Origin of the sequence: Pseudonocardia xishanensis (assembly GCF_039541715.1) — a bacterium.
In the GTDB taxonomy this organism is placed as follows: Bacteria; Actinomycetota; Actinomycetes; order Mycobacteriales; family Pseudonocardiaceae; genus Pseudonocardia; species Pseudonocardia xishanensis.
Window position 1 is genome coordinate 102,893 of sequence record NZ_BAABGT010000004.1, and the last position, 23,231, is coordinate 126,123.

A 23,231-nucleotide genomic window follows, 5' to 3' on the forward strand; every position below is an offset into this window, starting at 1 on the left:
TGGGGGCGCCGTGGCCGTGTGTCAGACGCGCTCGGAGACCGGCTCCAGAGCGATCTCCAGGACCTCGCTGACGTCGGCGACGGGGTGCACCCGCAGCTCACCGCGCACCGACTCCGGCAGGTCGTCCAGGTCGGGCTCGTTGCGCTTCGGGATGATCACGTCCGTCAGGCCCGCCCGGTGCGCGGCCAGCAGCTTCTGCTTGACCCCGCCGATCGGGAGCACCTTGCCCTGCAGCGTGACCTCACCGGTCATGCCGACCGACGACTTGACCGGGCGTCCGCTGGCGAGCGACGCGAGCGCCGTCGTCATCGTGACGCCTGCCGACGGGCCGTCCTTCGGGACCGCGCCCGCGGGGACGTGCACGTGCAGCTTCTTCGACGCCAGGTCGCCCGCCAGGCCCTTCGACCGCAGGTAGCTCAGCGCGATCGAGACGGACTCGGTCATCACCTCGCCGAGCTGACCGGTGATCATCAGGCCGGGGTCGCCGTCCATCGAGGTGGCCTCGATGAACAGGACGTCCCCGCCCGCGCCGGTCACGGCCAGGCCGGTCGCCACGCCCGGGACGGAGGTGCGCTCCGCCGACTCCGGGGTGAACTTCGGCCGGCCCAGGTACTTGACCAGGGTCTCGGCGTCGACGTGGATCGGCGCCTCCTCCCCCGAGTCGAGGCCGACGGCGACCTTGCGCAGGACCTTCGCCAGGCCCCGCTCCAGCTGCCGCACCCCCGCCTCGCGGGTGTACTCGGCGGCGATCATGCCGAGCGCGACCTCGGAGAACTCGACGTCCTCGGCCGCCAGTCCGGCGCGGTCGATCTGCCGCGGGAGCAGGTGGTCGCGGGCGATCGCGATCTTCTCGGCCTCCGTGTAGCCGTCGAGCGTCACGACCTCCATGCGGTCCAGCAGCGGGCCGGGGATGGTGTCGTAGGCGTTCGCGGTGGCGAGGAAGAGCACGTTGGACAGGTCCAGGTCCACCTCGATGTAGTGGTCGCGGAACGTGTGGTTCTGCGCCGGGTCGAGCACCTCGAGCAGGGCCGCGGACGGGTCGCCGCGGTAGTCGCTGCCGACCTTGTCGATCTCGTCCAGCAGCACGACGGGGTTCATCGAGCCCGCCTCGCGGATCGCGCGGACGATGCGGCCGGGCAGCGCGCCGACGTAGGTGCGCCGGTGCCCGCGGATCTCCGCCTCGTCGCGGACGCCACCGAGGGCGACGCGGACGAACTTGCGGCCGAGCGCGTGCGCCACGGACTCACCGAGCGACGTCTTGCCGACGCCGGGCGGGCCGACGAGCGCGAGCACCGCACCGGAGCCGCGGCCACCGATGGTGTCCAGCCCCTTGCGGGTGCGCCGCGACCGGACGGCCAGGAACTCGATCAGCCGCTCCTTGACGTCGTCCAGGCCCGCGTGGTCGGCATCCAGGATCCGCCGAGCCTCAACGAGATCGTCCTGATCGACCGTCGTCTCGGACCAGGGGATGTCCAGGATCGTGTCGAGCCAGGTCCGGATCCAGCCGGACTCGGGGCTCTGGTCGGACGCCCGCTCCAGCTTGCCGACCTCGGTCAGCGCGGCCTTGCGGACGTCCTCGGGGAGGTCCGCCGCCTCGACGCGCTGGCGGTAGTCCGCCTCGCCCTCGGGGTCGTCGTCTCCCAGCTCCTTGCGGATGGCGGCGAGCTGCTGGCGGAGCAGGAACTCGCGCTGCTGCTTCTCCATGCCCTCGCGGACGTCCCCGGCGATCTTCTCGGAGACCTCCTGCTCGGCGACGTGCGCCTTCGTCCACTCCAGCAGCAGCTCCAGCCGACGGGTCACGTCGGTCTCCGCGAGCAGCTGCGACTTGTGCTCGACGTCGAGCCACTGGTTCCAGCCCGCCGTGTCGGCGAGCTCGGACGGGTCCGTGATCTGCTGGACGCCGTCGATGATCTGCCAGGCGCCACGCTGCTGGAGGATCGAGACGACGAGCGCCTTGTACTCCTTGGCCAGCTCCTGGGTGCGGCCGGTGACGGGGGACTCCTCCACCGTCTCGGCCTCGACCCACAGGGCCGAACCGGGTCCGGTCACACCGGAACCGATGCGCGCCCGCGTCTCACCGCGGACGACGGCGGCCCGCTCCCCACTCGGGAGCCTGCCGATCTGTTCGAGGACCGCGACCACACCGATCGCGGCGTACTTGCCGTCGAGCCGGGGCACGACCAGCACCTTCTTGCCTTCTGCGGCATCGACCGCAGCCTGAACCTCCGGCGCGTCGAGCCGGACGGGAACCACCATGCCGGGCAGCACCACCGAGTCGGTCAGCGGAAGCACCGGCAGCTTCAGCGTCTGTGTCATGTCCCGACCAACGCTTACAGCGCAAGGCTCATTCCAGCGCTCAAGTAATTCCTCCCGGAGCGAACACCGGAACCTTGAGTCGAGGATACTCAGGTCACCCCGCCCGAGGACGAGTCGGTGCTCGACGTCCTCGCCGCGGACGGCCGCGCCGGCCTGGTGGAGATCGCCGCCGCGACCGGCCTCACGCCCGGACGCGCGGCCCGCCGCCTGGAGATGCTGATCGACCGCCGCGTGGTCCACATCGATGTCGAGATCGCCGCGGCCGCGCTGGGCTACCACGCTCGGGCGAACCTCCTGCTGCGTGTGCACCCGGCGGAGCTCACGAGCGCAGGCCGTGCGCTCGCCCGGCAGCCCGAGGTCGCTTTCGCGGCCGCCGTGTCCGGGCCGGAGCTCCGGCACGTCAAGCAGGCGGGGACGCTGCTGTCCGGGGACCGGCTCAGTACCGGGTGGCCCCGGACTCCCGGGTATCACCGGACGGGCGGAGCGCTCTCCTCGTGCATGGGAGTGATCCGCCTCGTCACCGAGGACCTCGCACCGGACCGGCTCGTCGTGCTGCGCTGGGCCCCGCAGTGGCAGCTGGACCGCGGCGGCGACTACACCGACGGTGCCTGGACCTTCGAGATCGACGAGGCGCAGTTCCCGGCGGGCATCGCCTTCCGGTTCGTGCTCACCCCGGGCAGGCTGGGGCCGGTCACCCGGCTCACCCGGGCCGAGCTCGCGGCCGGGGCGGACTTCACCGACGTCGCGTTCGCCGAGCCCGAGGGCCTCACCGTCGAGACCGGTTCGGTGGCGCAGCGCTTCTTCCCGCGCAACACCGACCCCGACCACGAGTACGACGTCGTGGTCGTCGGATCCGGGATGGGCGGCGGCCTGCTGGCGTCCCGGCTGGCCAGGGCCGGGCAGGACGTCCTGGTCCTGGAGGCCGGTTCGTACCTGTTCCCCACCCACGTCGGCAACCTCGCCCGGCAGCTGCGGATCGGCGCCTTCGCCAAGCACGTGTGGTCGTTGTGGGACGAGTTCAAGGTGCGCAGCTACGAGACGGACTCACCCGCCGTCGACGCCGGGCACGCGTTCGCCCTCGGCGGCCGGTCGCTGTTCTGGGGCGGGCTGGTGCCGCGGATGGCGCCGTGGGAGTTCGCGGGCTGGCCCGCGGTCGTGCGGGACTCGCTGGAACAGGGCGGGTACGCGGCCGCCGAGCGGGCGCTCAACGTCGTCGCGCCGGAGCGGGACGCCTTCCAGGAGAAGGCCCGCGCCGCGGTCGAGGCGCTGGTGCCGGGGTTCGTCGCCGAGCACGCGCCCGTGGCCGTGCAGTACCGCGGGGCGAGCGCACTCGGCGTCCCCGCGGGGTACTTCTCGACGGCCGACCTCCTGCTCGAGGACCGGCTGCTCGCGGTCTCCGCCGACGCGCTGGACCGGCAAGCCCCAGGTCAACCTGCACCACGCCGTGCAGCGTGTCGAGCCCGGCCTGGTGCACAGCTGGGACCTGCTCGCGGGCAGGCCGCGCACCTACCGCGGGCGGAGGACCGTGCTGGCCGCGGGCACGATCGAGTCCGCGAAGATCGCCCTGCTCTCCGGCCTGCCGAACCCGCTCATCGGCCGCGGGATCACCGACCACACGATCCGCTTCCGGCACTTCGCGCTGCCACCGGGCTCGCTCGGCATCGGGCCGGGCGAGTCCGCGAAGATCGCCCTGCGGCACCCGGCCGCGGCGCCCGGCGCGCACGGGTTCCTGATGGTCGTCGAGATCGGGGCGAACCTGAACCAGTCCCGCTACGTCGACCCGACCAACCTCGAGCGCGAGCGCGCGGTGCGCGCGGGCTGGACGGAGTGCGAGGTCGTGGTGCTCTTCCCCGCCGCCTTGGCCCCGGGCAACGCGGTGACGCTGCAGGGCCCCGATCCCGCGACCCGGGCCCGGCTGGTGCTGGAACGGGTGGCGCCGCCCGCCACCGATCTCGCCGAGGCGGACCGGCTCGTCGCGGACCTGCTCACCGGCCTCGGTGCCCAACCGATCCTCGGCGAGGCGGGCGGCCCGGGTCTGCAGGACGCGCTGCTGGGCGGGGTCGCCCACGAGGTCGGGACACTGCGGATGGGCACGGACCCGGCGGCGAGCGTCGTGGACCCGGACCTGGCCTTCCACGGCATCCCGGACCTCTACGCCTGCGACAACTCGGTCCTGCCGAGCTCCCCGGCCGCGAACCCCAGCCTCACCACCGCCGCACTGGCCCTCCGCCTCGCCGCCCAGCTGTCGACATGAACCTCGGTGTCGTCACGACGATGATCGAACGACACCGACGTTCATCTCGCCAGGTTCTCGACGACCTCGGCGCCCGGCAGGCCCGCGAGCAGGGCACCCGGCACCGCCAGCTTCGAGCCCCGGATCCCGCTGCCGATGACCACGGCCTCGGCGGCGGCGACCTCCGGGGCGACCAGCAGCGGCCAGTCCGCGGGGAGGCCGAGCGGGGTGATGCCGCCGTACTCCATGCCGGTGAGCTCCACCGCCAGGTCCATCGGGGCGAAGCTGGCCTTGCGGACGTCCAACCGCCGCTTGACCACGCCGTTCACGTCCGCGCGGGTGGTCGCCAGGACCAGGCAGGCGGCGAACCGGACCTGCCCCTCCCGCTTGCCGGAGACCACCACGCAGTTCGCCGAGAACTCCGGCGGGGAGGCGTAGGCCTCGCAGAACGCGGCCGTGTCGGCGAGCTCGGGATCGATCTCCGCGACGAGGATGCCGGGCAGACCCGCGACCGCCTTCGCGACGGGCTCGGCGAGCAGCTCCGGCCGCTCGCCCACGGGGACCGCGGCCAGGGTGCCGAGCACACTCACCAGCCGTTGCCACCCCGGGACGCGGCGACGACGGCGGGGCGCACGTCCACCAGGTAGACGAGCATGGCGACCGTGCCGGCCAGCCAGAAGAGGGTGAGCTCGCTGCGCAGGCCCTGGAAGGACATGATCACGCCGTACAGGCTCGGCGTGGAGATGACCCCGAACAGGGGGATGACCAGCAGGAACAGCGCGGCGGCACCGGTGATGCCGAGCCACGCGTTCTTGGTGAGCTTGCTGGCGGCCTGGAACGCATCGGCACGCTGACGGATGGCGTGCACGAAGGCGTACCCCGCGCACACCGCGACCACGATGCCGATGACGAACAGCACCAGCCGGTCGAGCATGGTGAACACGTTCACCGCGCCAGACTACGTGGGTCTCCCGGATCAGGACATACCCGCACGCCCTACGACACAGCACCGACACACCACCGGCCCCGGAGCAGCTGCTCCGGGGCCGGTGTGCGCCTGGGGATCTCCTGGGATCAGGAGGACTTCGGCGGGGTCTTGTCGGTGCTCGTACGACGCGCCGCGGGCTTGCGGGTGGCGGTCTTCGGCGTGGTCTTCGCCGGGGCGGTGCGGTTCGCCGCGCGGCGGGTGGTGCTGCGCGTGGTGGCGGCGGCCTCGTCACCGGCCTCGTCGACGGCCTTCGCCGCATCCTCACCGGCCTCGGCGACGGTCTCGGAGACCTCCGAGGTGACCTCGGTGATGGTCTCGGCGGCCTCGTCGGCGACCTTCCGGGTGCGGACGGCGACCTTCTCGCCGACCGAGCGCGTCTGCGTGGTCAGCGTGGAGAGGGCCTTCTCCGCGACGTCGTGCGCGTCGTCGACGAGCGAGTCGACCCGCGCGTCCAGCTTGCCGGTGAACTCCTCGACGGAGCTGAGGGCCTGCTTGACCTGCGGCTGCTTGCGCAGCGTGCCCCAGGTGGACTCACCGTGCTTGGCGAGGTCGGTGTAGTACTTCTCCGCCTGGGTCCGGAACGAGTCGACCAGCTTGCGCAGCTCGTCGGTGCTCAGCTTCGAGCGCAGGCCCTCGACCTCGCTCGGCAGCTCCGAGGCGAACTTCTGCGCGGCCTCGGCCCGCGCGGCGGCCTTCTCCTTGGCGGTGGTGTACGCGCCCAGGATCGTGGAGTACGCGTACTCCCCGGCACCCAGCACGGCCAGCGCCGGGGTCTTGACGACCTCGACCTGCTCGGCGGCGGACTTGGCGGCCTGCTCGCGGACCTTGCGGACGTCCGCGGCGGTCGGCAGCGACACGGCCATGATGATCACTCTCCCTGTTCTGTCGATTCGCCCGGCTCGTTCTCGCGCCGGAATGACTGGTAGATGTCGAGCAGGACCTGCTTCTGCCGCTCGGTGAGGTGCGGATCGGTGAGCACGGCGTCGGTGACGACGCCGGTCGGCCGCTCCTCGAGGATCCCCGCCTTGACGTAGAGCGCCTCCGCGGAGATCCGCAGTCCCTTCGCGATCTGCTGCAGGATCTCTGCCGACGGTGTGCGCAGCCCACGCTCGATCTGGCTGAGGTACGGGTTGCTCACGCCTGCCGTCCGGGCGAGCTGACGCAGGGAGACCTGTGCCGACTCGCGCTGGGCACGGATGTAGGAGCCGATGTCGTCGACGGTCTTCTCCACCACGTGACCGACCTGGCCGACGGCCTGGTTGATCCGCTCGGTGGGACCCTCGCCGTGCTCGGACATCCCTACCTCCCCGGACACCTTCGACGGTACGCACCACTGCTAGCTCCTGCAAGCAGTGTGCTTGCGCTGGTGGAGTGGTCTCCGCCACGATTCAGATAGGCTCCGCCGGTGACCACCGAGGTGTTGCGCGGACAGGGCCGCGCCGTCGTGGCGGTCGCCGCGGGCGGGGCGCTCGGCGCGCTGGCGCGCTGGGCGGTGGGACTCGCGCTCCCCGGCGCACCCGGCACGTTCCTGATCAACGTCGTGGGGTGCCTGGCGATCGGCGCGCTGTTGGAGGTCGTGACCTCGCGCCGGACGAACCCGTTGCTGCGGCCGTTCCTCGCCACCGGTGTGCTCGGCGGGTTCACCACCTTCTCCACCTACGCGGTGGACGCCCAACGTCTGCTGCTCGGCGGGCGGGTCGGCCTCGGAGTGCTCTACCTGGCCGGGTCCCTGCTCGCGGCGCTGGTCGCGACCTGGGCGGGGATGCGGGTGGCGCGATGGTTCCGCTGATGGTGGTGCTGGGCGCGGCGGTCGGCGCCCCCGCCCGCTATCTGACGGGCCGGCTGGTCCAGTCCCGGCACCGCACCGGCTTCCCCTGGGGGACGTTCGCGGTGAACGTCGCGGGGTCGTTCGTGCTCGGGCTGGTGACGGGTGCGGCCGCGAGCCCGTGGCTCACGGCTCTGATCGGCACCGGCTTCTGCGGGGCGCTCACCACGTACTCCACGTTCGGCTGGGAGACGGTGCACCTCTCCCGACCCCTCGCCGTCGCGAACGCGGTGGGATCGGTCCTCGCCGGCCTCGGCGCAGCGGGCCTCGGCCTGGCGGTCGGCGCGGCCCTCTGACACCTGGCGGGCCGAGTGCCCCTCGGTGACTCCCGGGCCGCCCGAGAGTCAGAAGACCAGCTGCGACACCGTGTAGATGACCAGGCCCGCGAGGGCGCCGACGACGGTGCCGTTGATCCGGATGAACTGCAGGTCCCGGCCCACCTGCAGCTCGATCTTCCGGCTGGTCTCCTCGGCGTCCCACTTCGCGACCGTGTCCGTGATCAGTGTGGTGATCTCGCCGCGGTAGTGCCGCACGACGTACCCGGCCGCGTCGGCCAGCCAGCCGTCCAGCCTGCTGCGCAGCTCGACGTCCTCGGCCATCCGCGCGCCCAGGGCCATCAGCCCGTCCCGCACCCGGCCGCGCAGCTCGCTCGACGGGTCCGCGGCGGCGTCGAGGATCATCCCCTTCGCCACGCCCCAGGCCTGACCGATGAACTTCTGGACGTCCGGGTGCTCGACGACCTGCACCTTGACCTGCTCGGCCCGCGCGATGGTCTTCGGGTCGCTCTGCAGGTCCTTCGCGAACTCCTCGAGGAACCTGTCCACGGCGTGCCGCAGCGGGTGCTCGGGATCGGTCTTCACGGCCCACGCGTAGCCCTGGATCTCGGTGAACAGCTTGTCGGCCATCATGTCGTCGAGGAACCGGGGGGTCCACATGGGCGCCCGGTCGTGGACGACCCGCATCACCATCTCCTGGTTCGCGGTGACCCAGTCGTAGGCGCGGTCGCACACCAGGTCGACGAGGTGGCGGTGAGCCCCGTCGGTGAGCACGCCCTCGAGGAGCTTGCCGAGCGGCGGCCCGACCTCCTTCTCCAGCAGTTTGCGCACCAGGACCTGCTCGATGAGGTCCTGCACGACGTCGTCCTTGAGCACCGTGACGATCCCGCGCGCGGCCGTGGCCAGCTCGGCGGTGACCCGCTCGGCGTTCTCCCGCTGCGCGATCCAGGTGCCGACCCGGTTCGAGACCTCGACCCTGCCGAGCTTGTCCCGCACGACCTCCTCGGACAGGAAGTTCTCCCCGACGAAGTCCCCCAGCGAGTCCCCGATGGTGTCCTTCTTGCGCGGGATGATCGCGGTGTGCGGGATCGGGATCCCGAGCGGGTGGCGGAACAGCGCGGTGACGGCGAACCAGTCCGCGAGCGCACCGACCATCCCGGCCTCGGCGGCGGCGCGCACGTACCCGGCCCAGGCCTGCGCCTGGTGCAGCTCGAGGTAGCGCATCACGAAGAACACGACGGTCGCCCCGAGCAGGAACCCGGTGGCGACCATCTTCATCTTGCGCAGGTCGCGGCGCTTCTGCTCCTCGGCCACCGGGCCGAGGCCCAGGCCCGCGGGGATGGCGCCGCCCTCGGACGGCCGCGGGGAGGCGGCGAGGGCACGGTCGGTACTCACCTGCCCATAGTGCCCGAACCCGCTGAGAACGACTCAGCGATCACCGCGGCCTCGATGACGACGGCCGGGCCCGGCGGTGTTCCGCCGGACCCGGCCGGGTCCGTGTGTGCGGCTGCGGGCGCCTCTCGGCGCGCGCCGCACCACCTGGAGCGTCCCGGCGTCGGCCGCGCGGGTGGACACCGCGCGTGGACCTCCGACGCCCGAGGGGACGCGAGGGGCTCGTCAGGCCCCGCGGGTGACCGCCGCCGCGGACCGCTGGGTGTCCGGCCGCTGATCACCGAGCGCCGCGTCGGACGCCCTCCGCGCGGTGTCGAAGGTCGACTCCGCACGCTGTGTCTCCACCGCCCGACGCCGCACGGCGTCCTGGACGGCCTCCACGATCACGTGCGCATCGGGCACCACGTACCCGGTGAAGGACGGGCGGACCCGCCACTGCACCCACCCCGCGGGCCGCTCGGTCGGCGGCGCGAGCACCCCGATGCCGTCGGTGTGCAGCACGACGTCCGTGTGCAGCGACAGCTCCGCGGGCAGCGGGTGGTTCGGGGTCATCGGGAACCAGAAGGTGCCCTGCGGGGTCGAGGCCACCGGCACGACCAGCCCACGGTCACGCAGCGTGGCGCAGACCCGGCGGCCGACCGCGGCGGGCACCTCCAGGACGTCGAGCACGGTGCCGGTGTCCAGCAGCAGATCGGTGCCCGGGCCCGCCATCAGGGGCCACCCGTGCTCCTCGTACTCCACCGCGGCCGCCCGCAGCTCCGCGCCGTAGACGGCCCGGTAGCTGTCCCACCACGACATCCGACCCACTCCTCTTTCCGACCCGAACCCGATCCGATGTGGGCGGCCCCGACGCCGTCGCCCACATCACATGGAACACCATCGGTAGGCACCCGGGTGCGGGTGACGCGGGGTGTCGCGGTGACCGCACGTGACGTATAGATGAGTGGCGACGATCACCGATCACCGGTGACGACGCCACCGGTGGGCGGCGGACGACCGGTCGTCGGGCGGGGACCGGCGGGCGGCCGGGGTGTCGACGGGGCGCAGGTCCCCGCTCGTCGGCACGCTCGGCGAGGATGGCGGGATGTTGCTCGTCACCGGTGGGACCGGATACCTGGGGAGCGCGTTCGTCGAGCTGGCGGTGCGCGAGGGTCGGGACGTGCGGGTGCTGGTCCGCGATCCCGCGAAGGCCGCCGCGGTGCTGCCGCGGCAGGTCCCGACCGTGACCGGCGAGCTCGGCGACCCGGAGTCGCTCGCGGACGCGCTGGACGGCTGCGAGGCCGTCGTGCACATGGCGGGCCTGGTCGGCGGGAGCGAGCGGCGGATCCGGGAGGTGAACGTCGAGGGCACGCGGGCGCTGCTCGCGGCGATGGCACGGGCGGGCGTCGAGCGTCTGGTCCACACGGGGACCGGCGCCGCGGTCATGGACGCCCACGGCCTGGTCAGCGAGACCCCGACCGGCCCGCCCGTGCTGGACGACCCCTACTCCCGCGCCAAGGCGGACGCCGACGCGCTGGTGTCGGCCGCCGACCTCGCCGCATCGATCGTGATGCCGACCAGCATCTACGGGCCCTCGCCCGCCGGGCCGCAGAGCTACAACGGGCTGCTCCTCGCGGCGGCGCGGGGCGAGGTCACCGAGATCGTCGACACGCCCATCGGCTGGGTGCTCGCCGAGGACACCGCCGCGGGGATCCTGCGGGTGCTCGACGCCGGGGCCGCAGGCCGCCGGTACGTGCTGTGTGGGGAGGTCGCACCCTTCGGCGCGGTGCTGGACCGGGCCTGCGCGCTGCTGGACAGCCCGCACCGGGTGCGGGCGCTGCCGCCGGGCTCGGACCTCGGCCCCGACGCCCCGACCTTCGCCCGCCGCTCCGAGGTCTACGGCCGCTTCCCGACCGTCCACATGGCGGACGCGGGCGCTCGCGCGATCGGGATCGCGCCGCGCGGGGTGGCCGAGGGACTGGAGCTCACCTGTGCCTGGCTGAAAGGGGTCTGAACGCACCACTGCCGGCGTCCCGAGGGGAGCGCCGGCAGTGGAGGAGTGGCGATGCCGCTACTACAGCGGGGTCACCGAGTCGGCCTGCGGGCCCTTGGCGCCCTGGCTGGACTCGAAGGAGACGCGCTGGTTCTCCTCGAGGGTCCGGAACCCGTTGGTCTGGATGGCCGAGTAGTGGACGAAGACGTCCGGCCCGTTGTCGTCGGTGGCGATGAAGCCGAAGCCCTTCTCGGCGTTGAACCACTTGACGGTGCCCTGCGGCATAACTGTTCTCCCACACACACTGAACGGATCCGGGCGACAGCGTGACGCCCGGAGGCTGCGCGGGAGCACCCACCGAAGGGGACGTGTCCCCGACCGCGCGTGCGGAGCCCGCTGTCACACACATCCACGCACGCTGTCTCAACGATCGAGGAAGACACGACTGCAACCGTCGGAAACGCTATCACGCACCGACGTGACGGCGGACGCACTCCGCGCCCGCCACGCCGTCGCTCCCGGTGCGACCGACCGTGACCAACGGACCAGACCCCCGACCGCCCGAGCGATCCCCGACGCGCACCCTGCGTGACGGGAACACGGCCCGGCCTCCACGTTCGGTGACGTCACTCCCGAACGAGTGAGGGTGATCCCGTTCGTACGCCACCGGGTGACGTCGGCGGCCGTTCCGGCTCACCTGACCGGGGCCGGCCCCCGCCAGACCCTCAGTGCTCACCGCATCGGGGTCACCCGTGGGGGCGATCGGGTCCGTCTTCGGCAACGCTGCGCAACCGAGCCCGGGCGGCTCTCCCGATCGGGTCATGGTCACCGTCGCCATGCCTTCGCATGATTCGCCCATCCCCGGCTCGAACATCATCACCAAGGAGGCAAGCCGTGCGGAAGAAGATCGCGTTGGCGCTCGTCGCTGTGGCGACGGGTGGCAGCGTCGCCGTCCTCGGGGCGGGCACGGCCATGGCCGCGCCCGCGGCGGAGCAGGTACCGGCACTGCCGGCCGTGCCCGCCGTCCCGGTACTCCCCGTGGAACCACCGACCCTGCTGGGCGGGCTGCTCAACGACGTCCTGACGACCGCACAGGGGCTGCTCCCCTCGCTGCTCGGCGGGCTGATCCCGCCCGACCCGGTGGCGGTCGTCCCCGCGGTGCCCGCGGTCTCCGCGGTGCCCGCGCTGCCCGCCGCCCCGGTCGCGGTGCCGCTGGGAACCGCGGCGGAGCAGGACCTCACCGTCCCGGTCCCCGACCCGACGGTCCCGCTGCCCGACCCCGCCGCCCTGCCCGGCCCCGCGGCGGCGCTCCCGGTGGACGCGCCCGCCGCCCCGACCGCCGCGCTGCCGGGTGTCCCCGCGGTCCCTGGCGCCCCGAAGGTGCCCGGCGCACCCGAGGTCCCGGCCGTTCCCGACCCCGCCGCCGCGGCACCCGGCGCTCCCGAGGTCCCCGCCGTTCCCGCCCCGGCCGCCGCGGTACCCGGTGCGCCGGAGGTCCCGGCCACGCCGGCGGTGCCCGGTGCTCCCGAGGTCCCGGCCGTGCCCGCCCTGCCCGGCGCCCCGGCGGTCCCTGCGGTCCCGGCGGCCCCGCCGCTGCCGTCCGCTCCCGCGGTCCCCGGCGCGCCCGCGGTGCCTGCCGCCCCCGCCCTGCCCGGCGTCCCGGCGCTCCCGGGTGCCGCGGCCGATCCCGCCGGCGCCCTGCCCGGCGTCGCCGTCACCCCGGGCTCCACGCCACTCCCGCCGGTGGCCACGCCCTGATCCCGCACAGGGCCTGATGATCATCCCCACGGATGGTCATCAGGCCCTGACGCATGTCCGGGACCTGCCGATGCCGGGGAGCGACCGCGGCGGGGTCAGCCCGCGGCGCGGGTGTCGGCGAAGCCCGTCTCGACCGCCGCGAGGGCCTCGGCGAGGAGATCGCCCAGCTCCGCGTCCTCCTGCGCCAACCACTGCTCGTAGGCGGACAGCGCGGCACCCAGGCACACGTGCCCCAACGTGCGCGGGAGCAGCGCGGTGGCGGGCCTGCCCAGGCGCTCCCCCGCGTAGTCGGCCACCACCCGTCGCCACTCGGCGTAGCGCAGCGCGGAGTGGGCCTGCAGCGTGGGCGTCTCCAGGATCAGCCGCAGCCGCTGCCGGTGCCAGGTCCGCTCGTCGACGGGGATGTCGTTGAAGTCGAGCACCGTCTCGCGGATCCCGGCCATGACCGGGATCGACGAAGGGAGGGCGGCGAACCGGGCGCGCATCCGCTCGAGCATCTCGTCGAACGCACCCCAGGGCACGTCGTTCTTCGAGGCGTAGTAGCGGAAGAAGGTGCGCCGCCCGATGCCCGCGGCCTGCGCGACGTCGTCCACCGTCGTCTCGTCGAACCCCCGCGCGGAGAAGAGGTCGAGCGCGATGTGCTCGATCTCGGCCCGGGTCGTCACCGGGCGTCGGCCGGCGCGGCGGGCACCGGTGGCTGCGGACATCGACCCTTCCTCCGCCCGCTGGTCGCGGGCTACCGACGAGGGACCGGACACCCGGTCATCGATCACATCGTAGGACGGCGACGGGCGCGCGGACGCCGTCACCAGGAGTTCCGGCAGGCTCACGGGGCGCGGTCGCGAGGGTGCCGCCGGACGCCCGGTCCGAACGGATCGGCGCTCACCCGCTGATTTTGTCGGTGGTCCACGGCACACTCGACGGCACCACGATCGAACCATCTGGGGGGATGCACGGCATGAGTGCGCCAGCGACCGCACCGACCCGCGAGGAGCTCGAGCCTCAGCTCGAGCAGTTCCGGTCGGAGCTGACCGGCTACAGCTACCGCATGCTCGGCTCGTCCTTCGAGGCCGAGGATGCCGTGCAGGAGACGATGATCAGGGCCTGGCGGGCCCTGGACAAGTTCGACGGGCGCTCCTCGCTGCGGTCGTGGCTCTACCGGATCGCCACGAACGTCTGCATCGACTCGCTGAACGGGCGCAAGCGCCGGGCCACCCCGATGGACTTCGGTGGACCGTCCGAGCCGCGGGGCGAGCTGCTGCGCGAGCCCCTCCCGGACGACGCGTGGCTCGAGCCGATGCCCGATGCGCGCGTCACCCCGTCGAACAGCGACCCCGCGGAGACCGCCGTCGCCCGGGAGTCGATCCGGCTCGCCTTCGTGGCCGCGTTGCAGCACCTGCCCCCGCGGCAGCGGGTCGTGCTGATCCTGCGCGAGGTGCTGTGCTGGAAGGCGGCGGAGGTCGCCGAGCTGCTGGGCACCTCCGTGGCCTCGGTGAACAGCGCACTGCAGCGAGCCCGCGCCACGCTGGACGAGCGCGGCATCGGCAGCGTGGAGGACGCCCCCGCGGCGGCGCCCGCCGAGGAGCACGTCGAGCTGCTGGCCAAGTACGTGGCGGCGTTCGAGTCGTTCGACATGGAGGGCCTGGTCGCCCTGCTGCACGAGGACGTGGAGCAGAACATGCCGCCACTGGAGCTGTGGCTGCGCGGGCGGGAGAACGTGCTCGCCTGGATGCAGGGGCCCGGCATCGGCTGCAAGGGCTCGCGGATGCTGCCCACCTCCGCCAACGGCGCCCCGGCGTTCGGCCAGTACCGCCTCGGGGAGGACGGGGTCCACCGTCCGTGGGGCCTTCAGGTGCTCCGCATCGAGGACGACCGGATCACCGGGATCAGCAGTTTCCTGGACACGAAACTGTTCGCACTGTTCGGCCTGCCCGCCGAGCTCCCGCCCGGTTCCTGACATTTCTCCTGGCGGACGATAAATCGTCGGGAAATGGTGGGAAACAGGGACGCACCGGACCCGCGAAAACGGATCCGGTGCGTCATCCCCGGTGGAGCGCTAGGCGCTCGGTACTGCTCAGTCCTGCGCGATGGCCGCGGAGTCGCCCGCGTCGCACTTGGTGAACTGCGGGGCGGCGTCGTTGGCCGCCTGGCCGCCCAGGATGCCCAGGACGGACAGGGCCGCGTCGACGTCCACGCCGCAGACGTTGACGTTCTTGAGGACCTCGGCGTCGTTGAGCGCGTTGACCGCGATCAGGCCGTTGGCGCTGGACGAACCGCCGTCCGAGATGACGCCGACGTTCTTCGGCGACGAGGTCTGCCCGTGGTGCCCGTGGTGGCCACCCTCACCGGCGAACGCGAGCGGGGACACCGCCACGAGGGACGCGGCGACACCGGCGGTGATGATCCCAGCCTTCTTCAGCACAGTGCTTCTCCTGTTACGTACGGGGATTCTCGGAAGAACCCATCGTGTCTTCAGCGTGTGACTTGGGGAGCCCCGCTGATGACGAAAAGCTATCCGGCCGCCGACCGATCTAGCGAGCCAACTACCACTATCGTATGAACGGGATTACTCGCCGTGAGGATACTGCTCTCATCCGGCATGCCCAACGGCTCCGGTCAACCCCGATCGCTCTAAAATCATCACTCGGTGCAGTGATGGGTGACCCGTTCGGCCGCATATCCTTTGATCGAGTCACGCTTCGTGACCAGGGGTCCCCGAGCCGGGGAATGGACGGCCCCGATCGGGCACGACGACGAGTCGCCGCACCTGTGTCGGGGGCCACTCGAAAGGGACTCGGATGGCTCCGGAGACGACGGAACGGCCGTCACCCACGGCGATGACGTGGTCCGTCGCCGCCGTCGGAGCCGCCCTCACCGTGCTGCTGCTGGCCGTGCGCGACGGCTACGGCTACCACCCGGACGAGCTGTACTTCCTGCAGGCGAGCCGACACCTCGCCGTCGGCTACGTGGACCAGGGACCCCTGACCCCGCTGTTCGCCCTGGTCCGCGGCAACTCGCTCGTCGGGCTGCGCGTGCTCCCCGCCGTGTTCGCCGGCTGATCGTGCTGGTCGCCGGGCAGATCTCCCGCCGGTGTGCTCGCGCTCGTCCTCTGGGCGCCCTTCCTGGTCTGGCAGGGCCTGCACGGGTGGCCGAGGGTGGCGCTGTCGAGACGTCGGCGAGGCGGGGCGCTGCGGCGGTTCGCGCCCGAGGTCCCGGTGGTGAGTGGGCACAGTGCCTTCGCGGACTGGAGCACCCCGGCGGATCCGGGCGGACGGACCGTCGTCGTCGGGTACCCGGAGCCCGAGCGCTGGTTCACGGGCTGCGCGCCCGCCGCCACGATCGACGACGGGGTCGGGCTGGACAACCAGGAACGGGGCCGCACGGTGTGGGCCTGCGGCCCTCCCCGACAGCCCTGGTCCGAGCTCTGGCCGCAGCTGCGGCGGGTGGGTGAGGTGAAGCGCGAGGGCGTGGCCGTCCTCAGCTCCGCCTGACCCGCCCCTTCGGCTTGGCCACCGACAGCGCCGTCGCGACGACGAGCGCGGTCGTCGAGACGATCGGCGGCATGTACAGCCGGGGCACCTCCACGGTCGGGGTCTCCCCGGCCGCGACCGCTCGCCCGTACTCGCCCGCCGCGTCCAGCCCGGGGCCGAGCAGCACCGCGACCAGCACGATCAGCACCAGGTTGACCACCAGCTTGATCGCGACCCACCAGTACCTGACCAACCCCCAGCGCGTCACCAGCCCGAGGGCCGTGCCGCTGAGCAGACTGAGCACCCCGACGACCACCAGGGGCCAGAACAGCAGCGGCAGCACCTGGTAGCAGGCCGCGGTCCACTCGGGCGCCGCCATCGGCACGACCACGAGGAGGCCGAGGGCCACGTCGAGACCGATCCACGCCGCCGTCGAGACGATGTGGACGGTCAGCAGCGCGGTCCGGGCGGGCTTCGGCACGGGCAGGCGGATCGGCCCGCGCACGGGCCTGGTCACGGTGGTCATGGTCCCCCTCGTCGTCGAGGAGGAGCCTGCCGTCTCGCGGGTCCGGGCGAATCCGTCACGGGCGGACACCACGCCTACTCCCCGGGGAGTACGTCAGCAGGCCCGGCCGCTCCCGTTCGCCTGACGACCGGCGCGCGGCGCGACGCTCATCCCGACGATGACCGTGTCCCCCTCGTCGATCCCCTCGGCGCGGCGGACCGCGACCTTGACCGGCAGGACGTACCCACCGTCTCGGGGCAGCAGCGAGGTCTCCCACTCCGTGGCCCCGATCCGCACCCGGACCGGCACCGCACCCCATCCGTAGGTGGCGTCCTCGGCGCGGACCGCCTCGCACCCGTCCTCGGGCAGGCTCAGCCAGTAGTAGGGAGCCGGTCCACGCCACTCGAACACCTCGGCGCTGAACTGGAGGTCCATCGCGGGAGGTCCCGGCGCCCGGGCTAGGCCGACGCCGCGTGCTGCGGCAGCCGGGTGAGGACGGACGGGCCGTCGTCGGTGATCGCGATCGTGTGCTCGGAGTGGGCGGTGCGCGAGCCGTCCGCCGAGCGGATGGTCCAGCCGTCCGGGTCGAAGACGATGCGGTCGGTGGTCGCGGCGAACCACGGCTCGAGGGCCAGCGTCATCCCCGCGCGCAGCGTCATCCCGCGCCCGGCGCGGCCGGCGTTGGAGACGTGCGGGTCCTCGTGCATCGTGCGCCCGAGCCCGTGGCCGCCGAACTCGCGGTTGACCGAGTAGCCGTGGGCGGTGGCGACCGCCTCGATCGCCGCGGACACGTCCCCCAACCGGTTTCCGGGCCTCGCGACCTCGATCCCGGCGGCCAGCGCCTCCTCGGTGGCGCGGACGAGCCGCACGTCCTCCGCCGCCGCCGTCCCGACGATCACCGTGCGGGCGGCGTCCGCCACCCACCCGTCGATGCCGACCGCGAGGTCAGCGGTGAGGACGTCGCCGTCTCGCAGGGTGTAGTCGTGGGGCAGCCCGTGCAGCACCGCGTCGTTCACCGACAGGCAGATGACGTTCCGGAACGGGCCGCGGCCGAAGGAGGGCGCGTAGTCCCAGTAGCAGGACTCCGCCCCACGCTCGCGGATCCGCTCCCGGACATGAAGCTCGAGATACAGGAGGTTCACGCCGACCTGCGCCCGCTCGCCGACCTCGGCCAGCATCTGCGCGACGAACTGCCCGGTCGTCCGCATCCGTTCGATCTCGGCAGCAGACTTCAACTCGATCATGACTTCTCCACGCCTCGAACCGGTATAACAATACCAACGTAGCAGGAGCGGTATAGATATACCGCATCGGTGGGCGACTCGCGGACGAGGTTGTGGAAGGTGCACTTGCCCACGCCGTTGTCCAGTGTGGTGGCTCCGCCTTCTGACCAGCGGTGGAGGTGGTCGAGGTGCTGGATGGGTGCGTCGCAGTGTGGTTCGGTGCAGCGTCCGCGGTCTCGGGAGCGGATGAGGTCGGCGAGGACCTGGATCTCCACCGCGGTCGCGGCCTGGCTGCATACAGAGGTCAAGGAGGGCGCCGAGCCAGGGGCCCAACGGGGCGAGCGGAGAGCCCACTTCGGTCGAGAATGTGGCCAGGGGCGGGGTCGAACCGCCGACCTTCGCCTTCAGGCACCGCGCCGCCAGCGCTCCACTCTCTCCGCCACCGGGTCGATCAGGACCGGACCCGCTGCGACCGGCTGCGTCCGGATGCGTTGCCGTCAGGGTTGCCGTCAAGTGGCTGCCACTCCCGGCACTGGTCGGCCATCATGTCGACCATGTCCACCCCGGGTGAGGTGCGCGTCTGGCACGACGAGGAGAGCTGGGGCCTCGTCGACTCGCCCTCCACGCCTGGTGGGTGTTGGACGCCCTGGCGCTGCTGCAGGAGCGGATCGGATGACCCCGTTGCTACAGCGACTGCTACAGCTGAGCGGTTTCCGGGAGAGCCAGGCCGGGAGAAGTGCCTGGCGAGAAGGTGTGGCCAGGGGCGGGGTCGAACCGCCGACCTTCCGCTTTTCAGGCGGACGCTCGTACCAACTGAGCTACCTGGCCCCGGCTCCGCTGAGGAGCCTGGGGAGTGGAGCGACCCAGACGGGACTCGAACCCGCGACCTTCGCCGTGACAGGGCGACGCGCTAACCAACTGCGCCACTGGGCCTTGCTTGTCTAGCTGGTGGAACCGTACCCCCAACGGGATTCGAACCCGCGCTGCCGCCTTGAAAGGGCGGAGTCCTAGGCCGCTAGACGATGGGGGCTCGGCCAACCCGGAGGCCGACCTTCACCTCCAACGGCTGTCCGTTGGGAGCGAGGAAAGCATACGACACGCTCCGCCGCTCGCCGACACCCCCCTCCCCCACCCCATCGTGGCTGGTCAGGGGGCAGCGGGACTCAGCGGCTGACGGGCGGCGGCAGATCGGGGTTCGCGGAGACCAGCCCGAGCATGTCGAGTAGCAGCCGGAGGTCGTCCGGGCCGTGGGAGTTGTCGGCCACGACCTTGCGGGCGCGGAAGAGCTCGTCGTCGGAGACGCGGTAGGCGTCCGCGGCGTTGCGGGGACCCGGGATGGAGCCGCGCTCCGCCTCGGCACCCTCGGTCACGGTCCCCTTCACGCTGTCGATCCCACTCAACGACGTCTCCCCTCGGTCGCGACCCCAGTGCAGCCTCGCCGGGGACGACGCAGGCAGCACGGAGCGCACGGCCACCGATCCCCCGACCGGCGCCGCGTCCGCGACCGTGGACACTCCCTGCGACCACCCCCGTGGCCGTGTCCGGAACGTTACTTACCCCGGACCCCCCGCGCATGCCCCTTCCCGGGTGAGGACTGCGACGTTGCGTCACGAGTCGGCGACCGTCCGAAGGCACGCCCCGGCCGTCCGGACGTACCCCCTCGGGGTATGGTGGCGGTAGAGCGAAGACGGCGACGGGACCCGGGAGGCGCGGTGCACGGCTACTCGAACGCGCGCGAGGCCCATCTGCGGCGGTTGCGCCGCATCGAGGGCCAGATCCGCGGCCTGCAGCGCATGGTGGACGACGACGTCTACTGCATCGACGTGCTGACCCAGGTCTCGGCGGCCACCCGCGCCCTGCAGTCGTTCGCTCTCGAGCTGCTCGAGGAGCACATGGCGGGCTGCGTCGTCGACGCCGCCCGCGAGTCCCCCGAGGAGGGCGCGGCCAAGGTCAAGGAGGCCGCGGACGCCATCGCCCGGCTCGTGAAGTCCTGATCCGCTCCCCCAGCACCGAGAGGCAGAGAAGATGAGCGTCGAGGCCCCGTTCCGCACCACCGTGACCGTCGTCGGCATGACCTGCGGGCACTGCACCAGCTCGGTCCAGGAGGAGGTCGGCGAGCTGGCGGGCGTCCGCTCGGTGGACGTCGACCTGGCCAGCGGCGCGGTCACCATCACCGCCGACCGCAGCCTGGCCCGCCCCGAGATCGAGGCCGCCGTCGTCGAGGCCGGCTACACGCTGGCCTAGCCTGACGCGCATGGCCCGACGCGCAGCGAAGCACGGAGCGCGGCGGGCCGCGCCCGAGGTGGACCAGCACGATCCCGAGCTCGACTCGTACCTCGCCGCCCTCGCCCCGGATCCCGGGGCGACGGGCAGCCTGAGCGAGACCCTGCAGGTGCGCCTGCCGGGTATCCAGGCCGGGGAGCTCCGGCGCGTCGCCGAGGAGCAGGGCGTGTCCGCGTCCGCGCTCGCCGCCCGCTGGCTCGTCGAACGGCTCGGCCGCGAGGAGCCGCCGACCGGACCGATCCGGACCGTGCGGCCCTGATCTCGGCGGGGACCGTCAGCGCGGCGCCGACACCACGACCCGCCTCGCGTCGTCCGCCAGGCAGGGGCTGCCGCTGAGCCGCCCGACGTCGACGGCCTCGGCGAGGGCCCGGTAGCCCGCGGGCGAGAGGTGCAGGCCGTCCCCGGAGTCGAAGGCCGGGGCGAGCCTGCTCGGCGTGCTCGGGTCCGCCACGGCGGCGGCGAAGTCGAAGACGCCGTCCGCGTGCGCGCGGCCCTCGGTCAGCACCCAGCGGTTGACGGCGTCGCGCGCGGCGACGGCGCCCGGGGTGCCGTGCGGGCCCGCGGCCGACGGGGTGATCGTCGTCAGGAAGATGCGCCTGCCGTCGGCGCGGACGCGGTCGGCGTAGGCCGCCAGCCCGGCGATCACCTCGGCGGCCGAGCGTCCGGCGGCCAGGTCGTTGGTCCCGATGTGCAGGACGACGTCGGTGGCCCCCGGCACGGCCTCGACGTCCGCGCCGTAGCGCTGCGCCGGAGCCTGCCCGGTCCCGCCGACGAGCAGCTGGTTCGCGGAGATCCCGGCGTTGAGCACCGGCATGGTGAGCGACCCGGTCAACCGGCCCGCCAGCGCGTCGGACCAGCGGCGGTCGCCGCTGCTGCCCACGCCGTCGGTGATCGAGTCGCCGACCAGCACGACGGCCTGCTCGGCGCGCGGGGTCAGCACGTCCAGCCCCGAAAGCACCGACCACGCTCCGACGGGCCGGGTGAAGGCCGTGCTCGACGGGTCGTCGACCGCGTCGCCCGGCTCGGAGACGTACGAGGTGGTCAGGGCGACGGGGTGCACCGAGACCGTGGTGGGCGCCGTCGGGAGGTGGAGGCTGACGGCCAGGGGCCGGACCCGCTCCGCCACGAACGGCACCGGGTCGCCGGTCAGCTCCTCCCCCGCGGGCACGACGACCGCGGGTGCGCCCCCGAACGTCAGCGGCCGGACCGACCCGGGGGCCAGCTCCGCCCCGGCGCCCGCGATCCCGATCGACGCGGAGTCGATCTGGAGGGGCTCGGCGCCGAACCGGTTCGACACGCGCACCCGGACCTCGGTGCCGGTCGCCTGCGGCGTCACGACCATCCGCAGCGTGCGCCCGGCGAGGTCGGCGCCCGGCCCGGGCTGCGGACTGGCCCGCCAGGCCCCGACCCAGGCGGGACCGCAGTCGGCCGTCTCGGGAGCCGCCGCCGAGGCCTCCGACGAGGTCGCGGGCAGCACGGTGACGCCCGCTCCCACCACGACCGCCAGCCCGACCAGGCACGCCACCCAGCTACGAGTCCGCATGCGCCGCCCTTCGCCCGTCCCCCTAACGAGGGAAGACCTGTTCACCCGGACGAACGATTTCGGACGCCCATCCGCCTATCGGCCATCCGGGTGGTCACGTTACGTAGAACATGACTCACGTTTCGTGACCCCGCGGCGCACTAGGCTCGGCGGCAGAGACGTCGAGGTCAGGAGGTACCGGTGGGCGCGTACGAGGACGTTTTCCGGGCCGCGGTGCAGGACCGGGAGGGGTTCTGGCTGCAGGCCGCGCAGGCGCTGGAGTGGGAGCAGCCGCCCACGCGGGCGTTGGACGAGGCGAACCCGCCGTTCTACCGCTGGTTCCCCGACGGGACGCTGAACGTCGCGCACAACGCCCTGGATCGGCACGTCGCCGCAGGTCGGGGGGATCAGGCGGCGTTGATCTACGACTCACCGGTCACCGACACCAAGCGCACCTACACCTACGGCGAGCTGACCGAAGAGGTGGCGACGTTCGCGGGAGTCCTGCGGGATCTCGGCGTGACCGCGGGCGACCGGGTCGTGGTGTACATGCCGATGGTCCCCGAGGCCGCGATCGCCATGCTGGCGTGCGCGCGGTTGGGTGCGGTGCACTCGGTGGTGTTCGGCGGGTTCGCCGCCAAGGAGCTCGCGGTCCGCATCGACGACGCCGCGCCGAAGGTCGTCGTGTCGGCCTCGTGCGGGATCGAGGGCAAGCGGGTCATCGCCTACAAGCCGTTGCTGGACCGCGCGATCGAGCTCGCCGAGCACGAGCCGGGCAAGCGCGTGATCCTGCAACGCCCGCAGGCTTCCGCGCAGATGGGCCCGGACGACGTGGACTGGGCCGACGCCGTCGCGAAGGCCACCCCCGCCGACCCGGTGCCGATGCGCTCGACCGACCCGCTCTACGTGCTCTACACCTCCGGCACCACCGGCAAGCCCAAGGGCGTGGTCCGCGACGGCGGCGGCTACGCGACCGCGTTGGCCTGGTCGATGCCCAACGTCTACGACGTCGGGCCGGGGCAGACGATCTTCACCGCGTCCGACGTCGGGTGGGTCGTCGGGCACTCCTACATCGTCTACGCGCCGCTGCTGGCCGGGGCGACCACCGTGCTCTACGAGGGCAAGCCGGTCGGGACCCCGGACGCCGGGCAGTTCTGGCGGGTCATGTCCGAGTACGGGGTGCGGTCGATGTTCACCGCGCCGACGGCGTTCCGGGCGTTGAAGAAGGAGGACCCCGAGGGCTCGTACGCCAAGAAGTACGACCTGTCGGCGCTGAAGTACCTGTTCCTGGCCGGGGAGCGGCTGGACCCGGAGACCTACCGCTGGGCATCCGAGCTGCTGGACATCCCGGTGATCGACCACTGGTGGCAGACCGAGACCGGGTGGCCGATCGTGGCCGACCCGGTGGGCATCGAGCTGCTGCCGATCAAGCCCGGCTCCCCGACCAAGCCGCTGCCCGGCTGGGACGT

Annotated in this window: 27 protein-coding genes, 3 tRNA genes and 1 pseudogene; 13 read left to right on the top strand and 18 right to left on the bottom strand. The window is 72.6% G+C overall.

What is annotated here, in order from left to right:
- Positions 1-21: 21 nt before the first annotated feature.
- Positions 22-2,316 (bottom strand): endopeptidase La, encoded by a 2,295-nt coding sequence (gene lon / locus ABD993_RS01600; protein ID WP_345411941.1) that lies wholly within the window; start codon positions 2,314-2,316, stop codon positions 22-24.
- 156 nt (positions 2,317-2,472) lie between these two features.
- Here lon and ABD993_RS37050 point away from each other — a divergent pair.
- Both ABD993_RS37050 and ABD993_RS01610 read left to right on the top strand, forming a co-directional pair.
- Positions 2,473-3,210, top strand: a pseudogene (locus tag ABD993_RS37050) (hypothetical protein); the annotation flags it as partial.
- A 550-nt stretch (positions 3,211-3,760) separates the two neighbouring features.
- Positions 3,761-4,570, top strand: a complete 810-nt coding sequence (locus ABD993_RS01610; protein WP_345411942.1) for a GMC oxidoreductase — start codon at positions 3,761-3,763, stop codon at positions 4,568-4,570.
- A 41-nt stretch (positions 4,571-4,611) separates the two neighbouring features.
- On the opposite strand, the gene ABD993_RS01615 is transcribed toward ABD993_RS01610, so the two are convergent.
- The 4 genes from ABD993_RS01615 to ABD993_RS01630 form a co-directional block, all read right to left on the bottom strand.
- Complete coding sequence (locus tag ABD993_RS01615; protein WP_345411943.1) at positions 4,612-5,139, bottom strand: YbaK/EbsC family protein; 528 nt, start codon at positions 5,137-5,139, stop codon at positions 4,612-4,614.
- A complete protein-coding gene (locus ABD993_RS01620) occupies positions 5,136-5,498 on the bottom strand; it encodes a DUF2516 family protein (protein ID WP_345411945.1) in 363 nt (120 codons plus the stop codon). Before ABD993_RS01620 ends, ABD993_RS01615 begins: the two co-directional genes overlap by 4 nt.
- A 125-nt stretch (positions 5,499-5,623) precedes the next feature.
- Positions 5,624-6,394 (bottom strand): hypothetical protein, encoded by a 771-nt coding sequence (locus ABD993_RS01625; protein WP_345411947.1) that lies wholly within the window; start codon positions 6,392-6,394, stop codon positions 5,624-5,626.
- Between the two features lie 11 nt (positions 6,395-6,405).
- Complete coding sequence (locus ABD993_RS01630) at positions 6,406-6,834, bottom strand: helix-turn-helix domain-containing protein (protein ID WP_345411949.1); 429 nt, start codon at positions 6,832-6,834, stop codon at positions 6,406-6,408.
- A gap of 108 nt (positions 6,835-6,942) precedes the next feature.
- Here ABD993_RS01630 and ABD993_RS01635 point away from each other — a divergent pair, with 108 nt between their 5' ends.
- Positions 6,943-7,326, top strand: a complete 384-nt coding sequence (locus ABD993_RS01635) for a fluoride efflux transporter FluC (protein WP_345411951.1) — start codon at positions 6,943-6,945, stop codon at positions 7,324-7,326.
- Positions 7,314-7,658 (top strand): fluoride efflux transporter FluC, encoded by a 345-nt coding sequence (locus tag ABD993_RS01640; RefSeq protein WP_345411953.1) that lies wholly within the window; start codon positions 7,314-7,316, stop codon positions 7,656-7,658. The genes ABD993_RS01635 and ABD993_RS01640 overlap by 13 nt, the downstream gene beginning before the upstream one ends.
- A gap of 48 nt (positions 7,659-7,706) precedes the next feature.
- On the opposite strand, the gene ABD993_RS01645 is transcribed toward ABD993_RS01640, so the two are convergent.
- Both ABD993_RS01645 and ABD993_RS01650 read right to left on the bottom strand, forming a co-directional pair.
- Complete coding sequence (locus ABD993_RS01645; protein ID WP_345411994.1) at positions 7,707-8,915, bottom strand: DUF445 domain-containing protein; 1,209 nt, start codon at positions 8,913-8,915, stop codon at positions 7,707-7,709.
- 339 nt (positions 8,916-9,254) lie between these two features.
- On the bottom strand, positions 9,255-9,827 hold the full coding sequence (locus tag ABD993_RS01650; protein WP_345411955.1) for a hypothetical protein: 573 nt from the start codon (positions 9,825-9,827) through the stop codon (positions 9,255-9,257).
- Positions 9,828-10,113: 286 nt separating this feature from the next.
- On the opposite strand from ABD993_RS01650, the gene ABD993_RS01655 reads away from it, so the two are divergent.
- Positions 10,114-11,022 carry an NAD-dependent epimerase/dehydratase family protein gene (locus ABD993_RS01655; protein ID WP_345411957.1) on the top strand — a complete coding sequence of 303 codons (909 nt, stop codon included), beginning with the start codon at positions 10,114-10,116 and terminating at the stop codon, positions 11,020-11,022.
- A 60-nt stretch (positions 11,023-11,082) separates the two neighbouring features.
- Here the strand turns inward: ABD993_RS01655 and ABD993_RS01660 are convergent, their stop codons facing one another.
- Positions 11,083-11,286 (bottom strand): cold-shock protein, encoded by a 204-nt coding sequence (locus ABD993_RS01660; protein ID WP_093084517.1) that lies wholly within the window; start codon positions 11,284-11,286, stop codon positions 11,083-11,085.
- A 609-nt stretch (positions 11,287-11,895) separates the two neighbouring features.
- On the opposite strand from ABD993_RS01660, the gene ABD993_RS01665 reads away from it, so the two are divergent.
- Positions 11,896-12,759, top strand: a complete 864-nt coding sequence (locus ABD993_RS01665; RefSeq protein WP_345411961.1) for a hypothetical protein — start codon at positions 11,896-11,898, stop codon at positions 12,757-12,759.
- A gap of 95 nt (positions 12,760-12,854) precedes the next feature.
- On the opposite strand, the gene mftR is transcribed toward ABD993_RS01665, so the two are convergent.
- Positions 12,855-13,466: a mycofactocin system transcriptional regulator gene (mftR, locus tag ABD993_RS01670; protein ID WP_345411963.1), complete on the bottom strand. Its 612-nt coding sequence runs from the start codon at positions 13,464-13,466 to the stop codon at positions 12,855-12,857.
- 251 nt (positions 13,467-13,717) lie between these two features.
- On the opposite strand from mftR, the gene ABD993_RS01675 reads away from it, so the two are divergent.
- Positions 13,718-14,716: a sigma-70 family RNA polymerase sigma factor gene (locus tag ABD993_RS01675; RefSeq protein WP_345411964.1), complete on the top strand. Its 999-nt coding sequence runs from the start codon at positions 13,718-13,720 to the stop codon at positions 14,714-14,716.
- Positions 14,717-14,833: 117 nt separating this feature from the next.
- On the opposite strand, the gene ABD993_RS01680 is transcribed toward ABD993_RS01675, so the two are convergent.
- On the bottom strand, positions 14,834-15,181 hold the full coding sequence (locus ABD993_RS01680) for a hypothetical protein (protein ID WP_345411965.1): 348 nt from the start codon (positions 15,179-15,181) through the stop codon (positions 14,834-14,836).
- Between the two features lie 376 nt (positions 15,182-15,557).
- On the opposite strand from ABD993_RS01680, the gene ABD993_RS01685 reads away from it, so the two are divergent.
- A complete protein-coding gene (locus ABD993_RS01685) occupies positions 15,558-15,818 on the top strand; it encodes a hypothetical protein (protein WP_345411967.1) in 261 nt (86 codons plus the stop codon).
- A 33-nt stretch (positions 15,819-15,851) separates the two neighbouring features.
- On the top strand, positions 15,852-16,250 hold the full coding sequence (locus ABD993_RS01690; RefSeq protein WP_345411969.1) for a hypothetical protein: 399 nt from the start codon (positions 15,852-15,854) through the stop codon (positions 16,248-16,250).
- Here ABD993_RS01690 and ABD993_RS01695 read toward each other — a convergent pair.
- The 7 genes from ABD993_RS01695 to ABD993_RS01725 all read right to left on the bottom strand — a co-directional run bounded on the left by ABD993_RS01695 (position 16,237) and on the right by ABD993_RS01725 (position 19,357).
- Entirely contained in the window at positions 16,237-16,755 is a 519-nt protein-coding gene (locus ABD993_RS01695; RefSeq protein ID WP_345411971.1) for a hypothetical protein, read from the bottom strand. The two genes, ABD993_RS01690 and ABD993_RS01695, sit on opposite strands and share 14 nt — an antisense overlap.
- A 93-nt stretch (positions 16,756-16,848) precedes the next feature.
- A complete protein-coding gene (locus ABD993_RS01700; protein ID WP_345411973.1) occupies positions 16,849-17,169 on the bottom strand; it encodes a DUF1905 domain-containing protein in 321 nt (106 codons plus the stop codon).
- Between the two features lie 23 nt (positions 17,170-17,192).
- Positions 17,193-17,978 carry a type I methionyl aminopeptidase gene (gene map, locus ABD993_RS01705; RefSeq protein WP_345411976.1) on the bottom strand — a complete coding sequence of 262 codons (786 nt, stop codon included), beginning with the start codon at positions 17,976-17,978 and terminating at the stop codon, positions 17,193-17,195.
- A 733-nt stretch (positions 17,979-18,711) separates the two neighbouring features.
- Positions 18,712-18,785, bottom strand: a tRNA-Phe gene (locus ABD993_RS01710).
- Positions 18,786-18,816: 31 nt separating this feature from the next.
- Positions 18,817-18,890: transfer RNA gene (locus tag ABD993_RS01715), tRNA-Asp, on the bottom strand.
- Between the two features lie 24 nt (positions 18,891-18,914).
- Positions 18,915-18,987 (bottom strand) — tRNA-Glu (locus ABD993_RS01720).
- A gap of 133 nt (positions 18,988-19,120) precedes the next feature.
- The gene (locus tag ABD993_RS01725; protein WP_345411977.1) at positions 19,121-19,357 is read right to left on the bottom strand and encodes a hypothetical protein; all 237 of its coding nucleotides are present in this window, start codon (positions 19,355-19,357) and stop codon (positions 19,121-19,123) included.
- Between the two features lie 312 nt (positions 19,358-19,669).
- On the opposite strand from ABD993_RS01725, the gene ABD993_RS01730 reads away from it, so the two are divergent.
- From ABD993_RS01730 to ABD993_RS01740, 3 genes are read left to right on the top strand one after another with little or no spacing between them, the layout of a single operon-like run.
- Entirely contained in the window at positions 19,670-19,951 is a 282-nt protein-coding gene (locus tag ABD993_RS01730; RefSeq protein WP_345411979.1) for a metal-sensitive transcriptional regulator, read from the top strand.
- Positions 19,952-19,982: 31 nt separating this feature from the next.
- A complete protein-coding gene (locus tag ABD993_RS01735) occupies positions 19,983-20,201 on the top strand; it encodes a heavy-metal-associated domain-containing protein (RefSeq protein WP_345411980.1) in 219 nt (72 codons plus the stop codon).
- A 10-nt stretch (positions 20,202-20,211) separates the two neighbouring features.
- Complete coding sequence (locus tag ABD993_RS01740) at positions 20,212-20,499, top strand: hypothetical protein (RefSeq protein WP_345411982.1); 288 nt, start codon at positions 20,212-20,214, stop codon at positions 20,497-20,499.
- 15 nt (positions 20,500-20,514) lie between these two features.
- Here the strand turns inward: ABD993_RS01740 and ABD993_RS01745 are convergent, their stop codons facing one another.
- Positions 20,515-21,783: a GDSL-type esterase/lipase family protein gene (locus tag ABD993_RS01745; protein ID WP_345411984.1), complete on the bottom strand. Its 1,269-nt coding sequence runs from the start codon at positions 21,781-21,783 to the stop codon at positions 20,515-20,517.
- 180 nt (positions 21,784-21,963) lie between these two features.
- On the opposite strand from ABD993_RS01745, the gene ABD993_RS01750 reads away from it, so the two are divergent.
- Positions 21,964-23,231: AMP-binding protein (locus tag ABD993_RS01750; RefSeq protein ID WP_345411986.1), on the top strand; the 1,268-nt coding region annotated here is incomplete at its 3' end.

Excerpts from the sequence above, each read along its gene's own strand:
- lon (WP_345411941.1), bottom strand. The coding sequence starts at position 2,316 with ATGACACAGACGCTGAAGCTGCCGGTGCTTCCGCTGACCGACTCGGTG.
- ABD993_RS01630 (WP_345411949.1), bottom strand. The coding sequence starts at position 6,834 with ATGTCCGAGCACGGCGAGGGTCCCACCGAGCGGATCAACCAGGCCGTC.
- ABD993_RS01640 (WP_345411953.1), top strand. The coding sequence starts at position 7,314 with ATGGTTCCGCTGATGGTGGTGCTGGGCGCGGCGGTCGGCGCCCCCGCC.
- ABD993_RS01645 (WP_345411994.1), bottom strand. The coding sequence starts at position 8,915 with ATGAAGATGGTCGCCACCGGGTTCCTGCTCGGGGCGACCGTCGTGTTC.
- ABD993_RS01650 (WP_345411955.1), bottom strand. The coding sequence starts at position 9,827 with ATGTCGTGGTGGGACAGCTACCGGGCCGTCTACGGCGCGGAGCTGCGG.
- ABD993_RS01655 (WP_345411957.1), top strand. The coding sequence starts at position 10,114 with ATGTTGCTCGTCACCGGTGGGACCGGATACCTGGGGAGCGCGTTCGTC.
- ABD993_RS01660 (WP_093084517.1), bottom strand. The coding sequence starts at position 11,286 with ATGCCGCAGGGCACCGTCAAGTGGTTCAACGCCGAGAAGGGCTTCGGC.
- mftR (WP_345411963.1), bottom strand. The coding sequence starts at position 13,466 with ATGTCCGCAGCCACCGGTGCCCGCCGCGCCGGCCGACGCCCGGTGACG.
- ABD993_RS01675 (WP_345411964.1), top strand. The coding sequence starts at position 13,718 with ATGAGTGCGCCAGCGACCGCACCGACCCGCGAGGAGCTCGAGCCTCAG.
- ABD993_RS01685 (WP_345411967.1), top strand. The coding sequence starts at position 15,558 with ATGGCTCCGGAGACGACGGAACGGCCGTCACCCACGGCGATGACGTGG.
- ABD993_RS01695 (WP_345411971.1), bottom strand. The coding sequence starts at position 16,755 with ATGACCACCGTGACCAGGCCCGTGCGCGGGCCGATCCGCCTGCCCGTG.
- ABD993_RS01700 (WP_345411973.1), bottom strand. The coding sequence starts at position 17,169 with ATGGACCTCCAGTTCAGCGCCGAGGTGTTCGAGTGGCGTGGACCGGCT.
- map (WP_345411976.1), bottom strand. The coding sequence starts at position 17,978 with ATGATCGAGTTGAAGTCTGCTGCCGAGATCGAACGGATGCGGACGACC.
- ABD993_RS01735 (WP_345411980.1), top strand. The coding sequence starts at position 19,983 with ATGAGCGTCGAGGCCCCGTTCCGCACCACCGTGACCGTCGTCGGCATG.
- ABD993_RS01740 (WP_345411982.1), top strand. The coding sequence starts at position 20,212 with ATGGCCCGACGCGCAGCGAAGCACGGAGCGCGGCGGGCCGCGCCCGAG.
- ABD993_RS01745 (WP_345411984.1), bottom strand. The coding sequence starts at position 21,783 with ATGCGGACTCGTAGCTGGGTGGCGTGCCTGGTCGGGCTGGCGGTCGTG.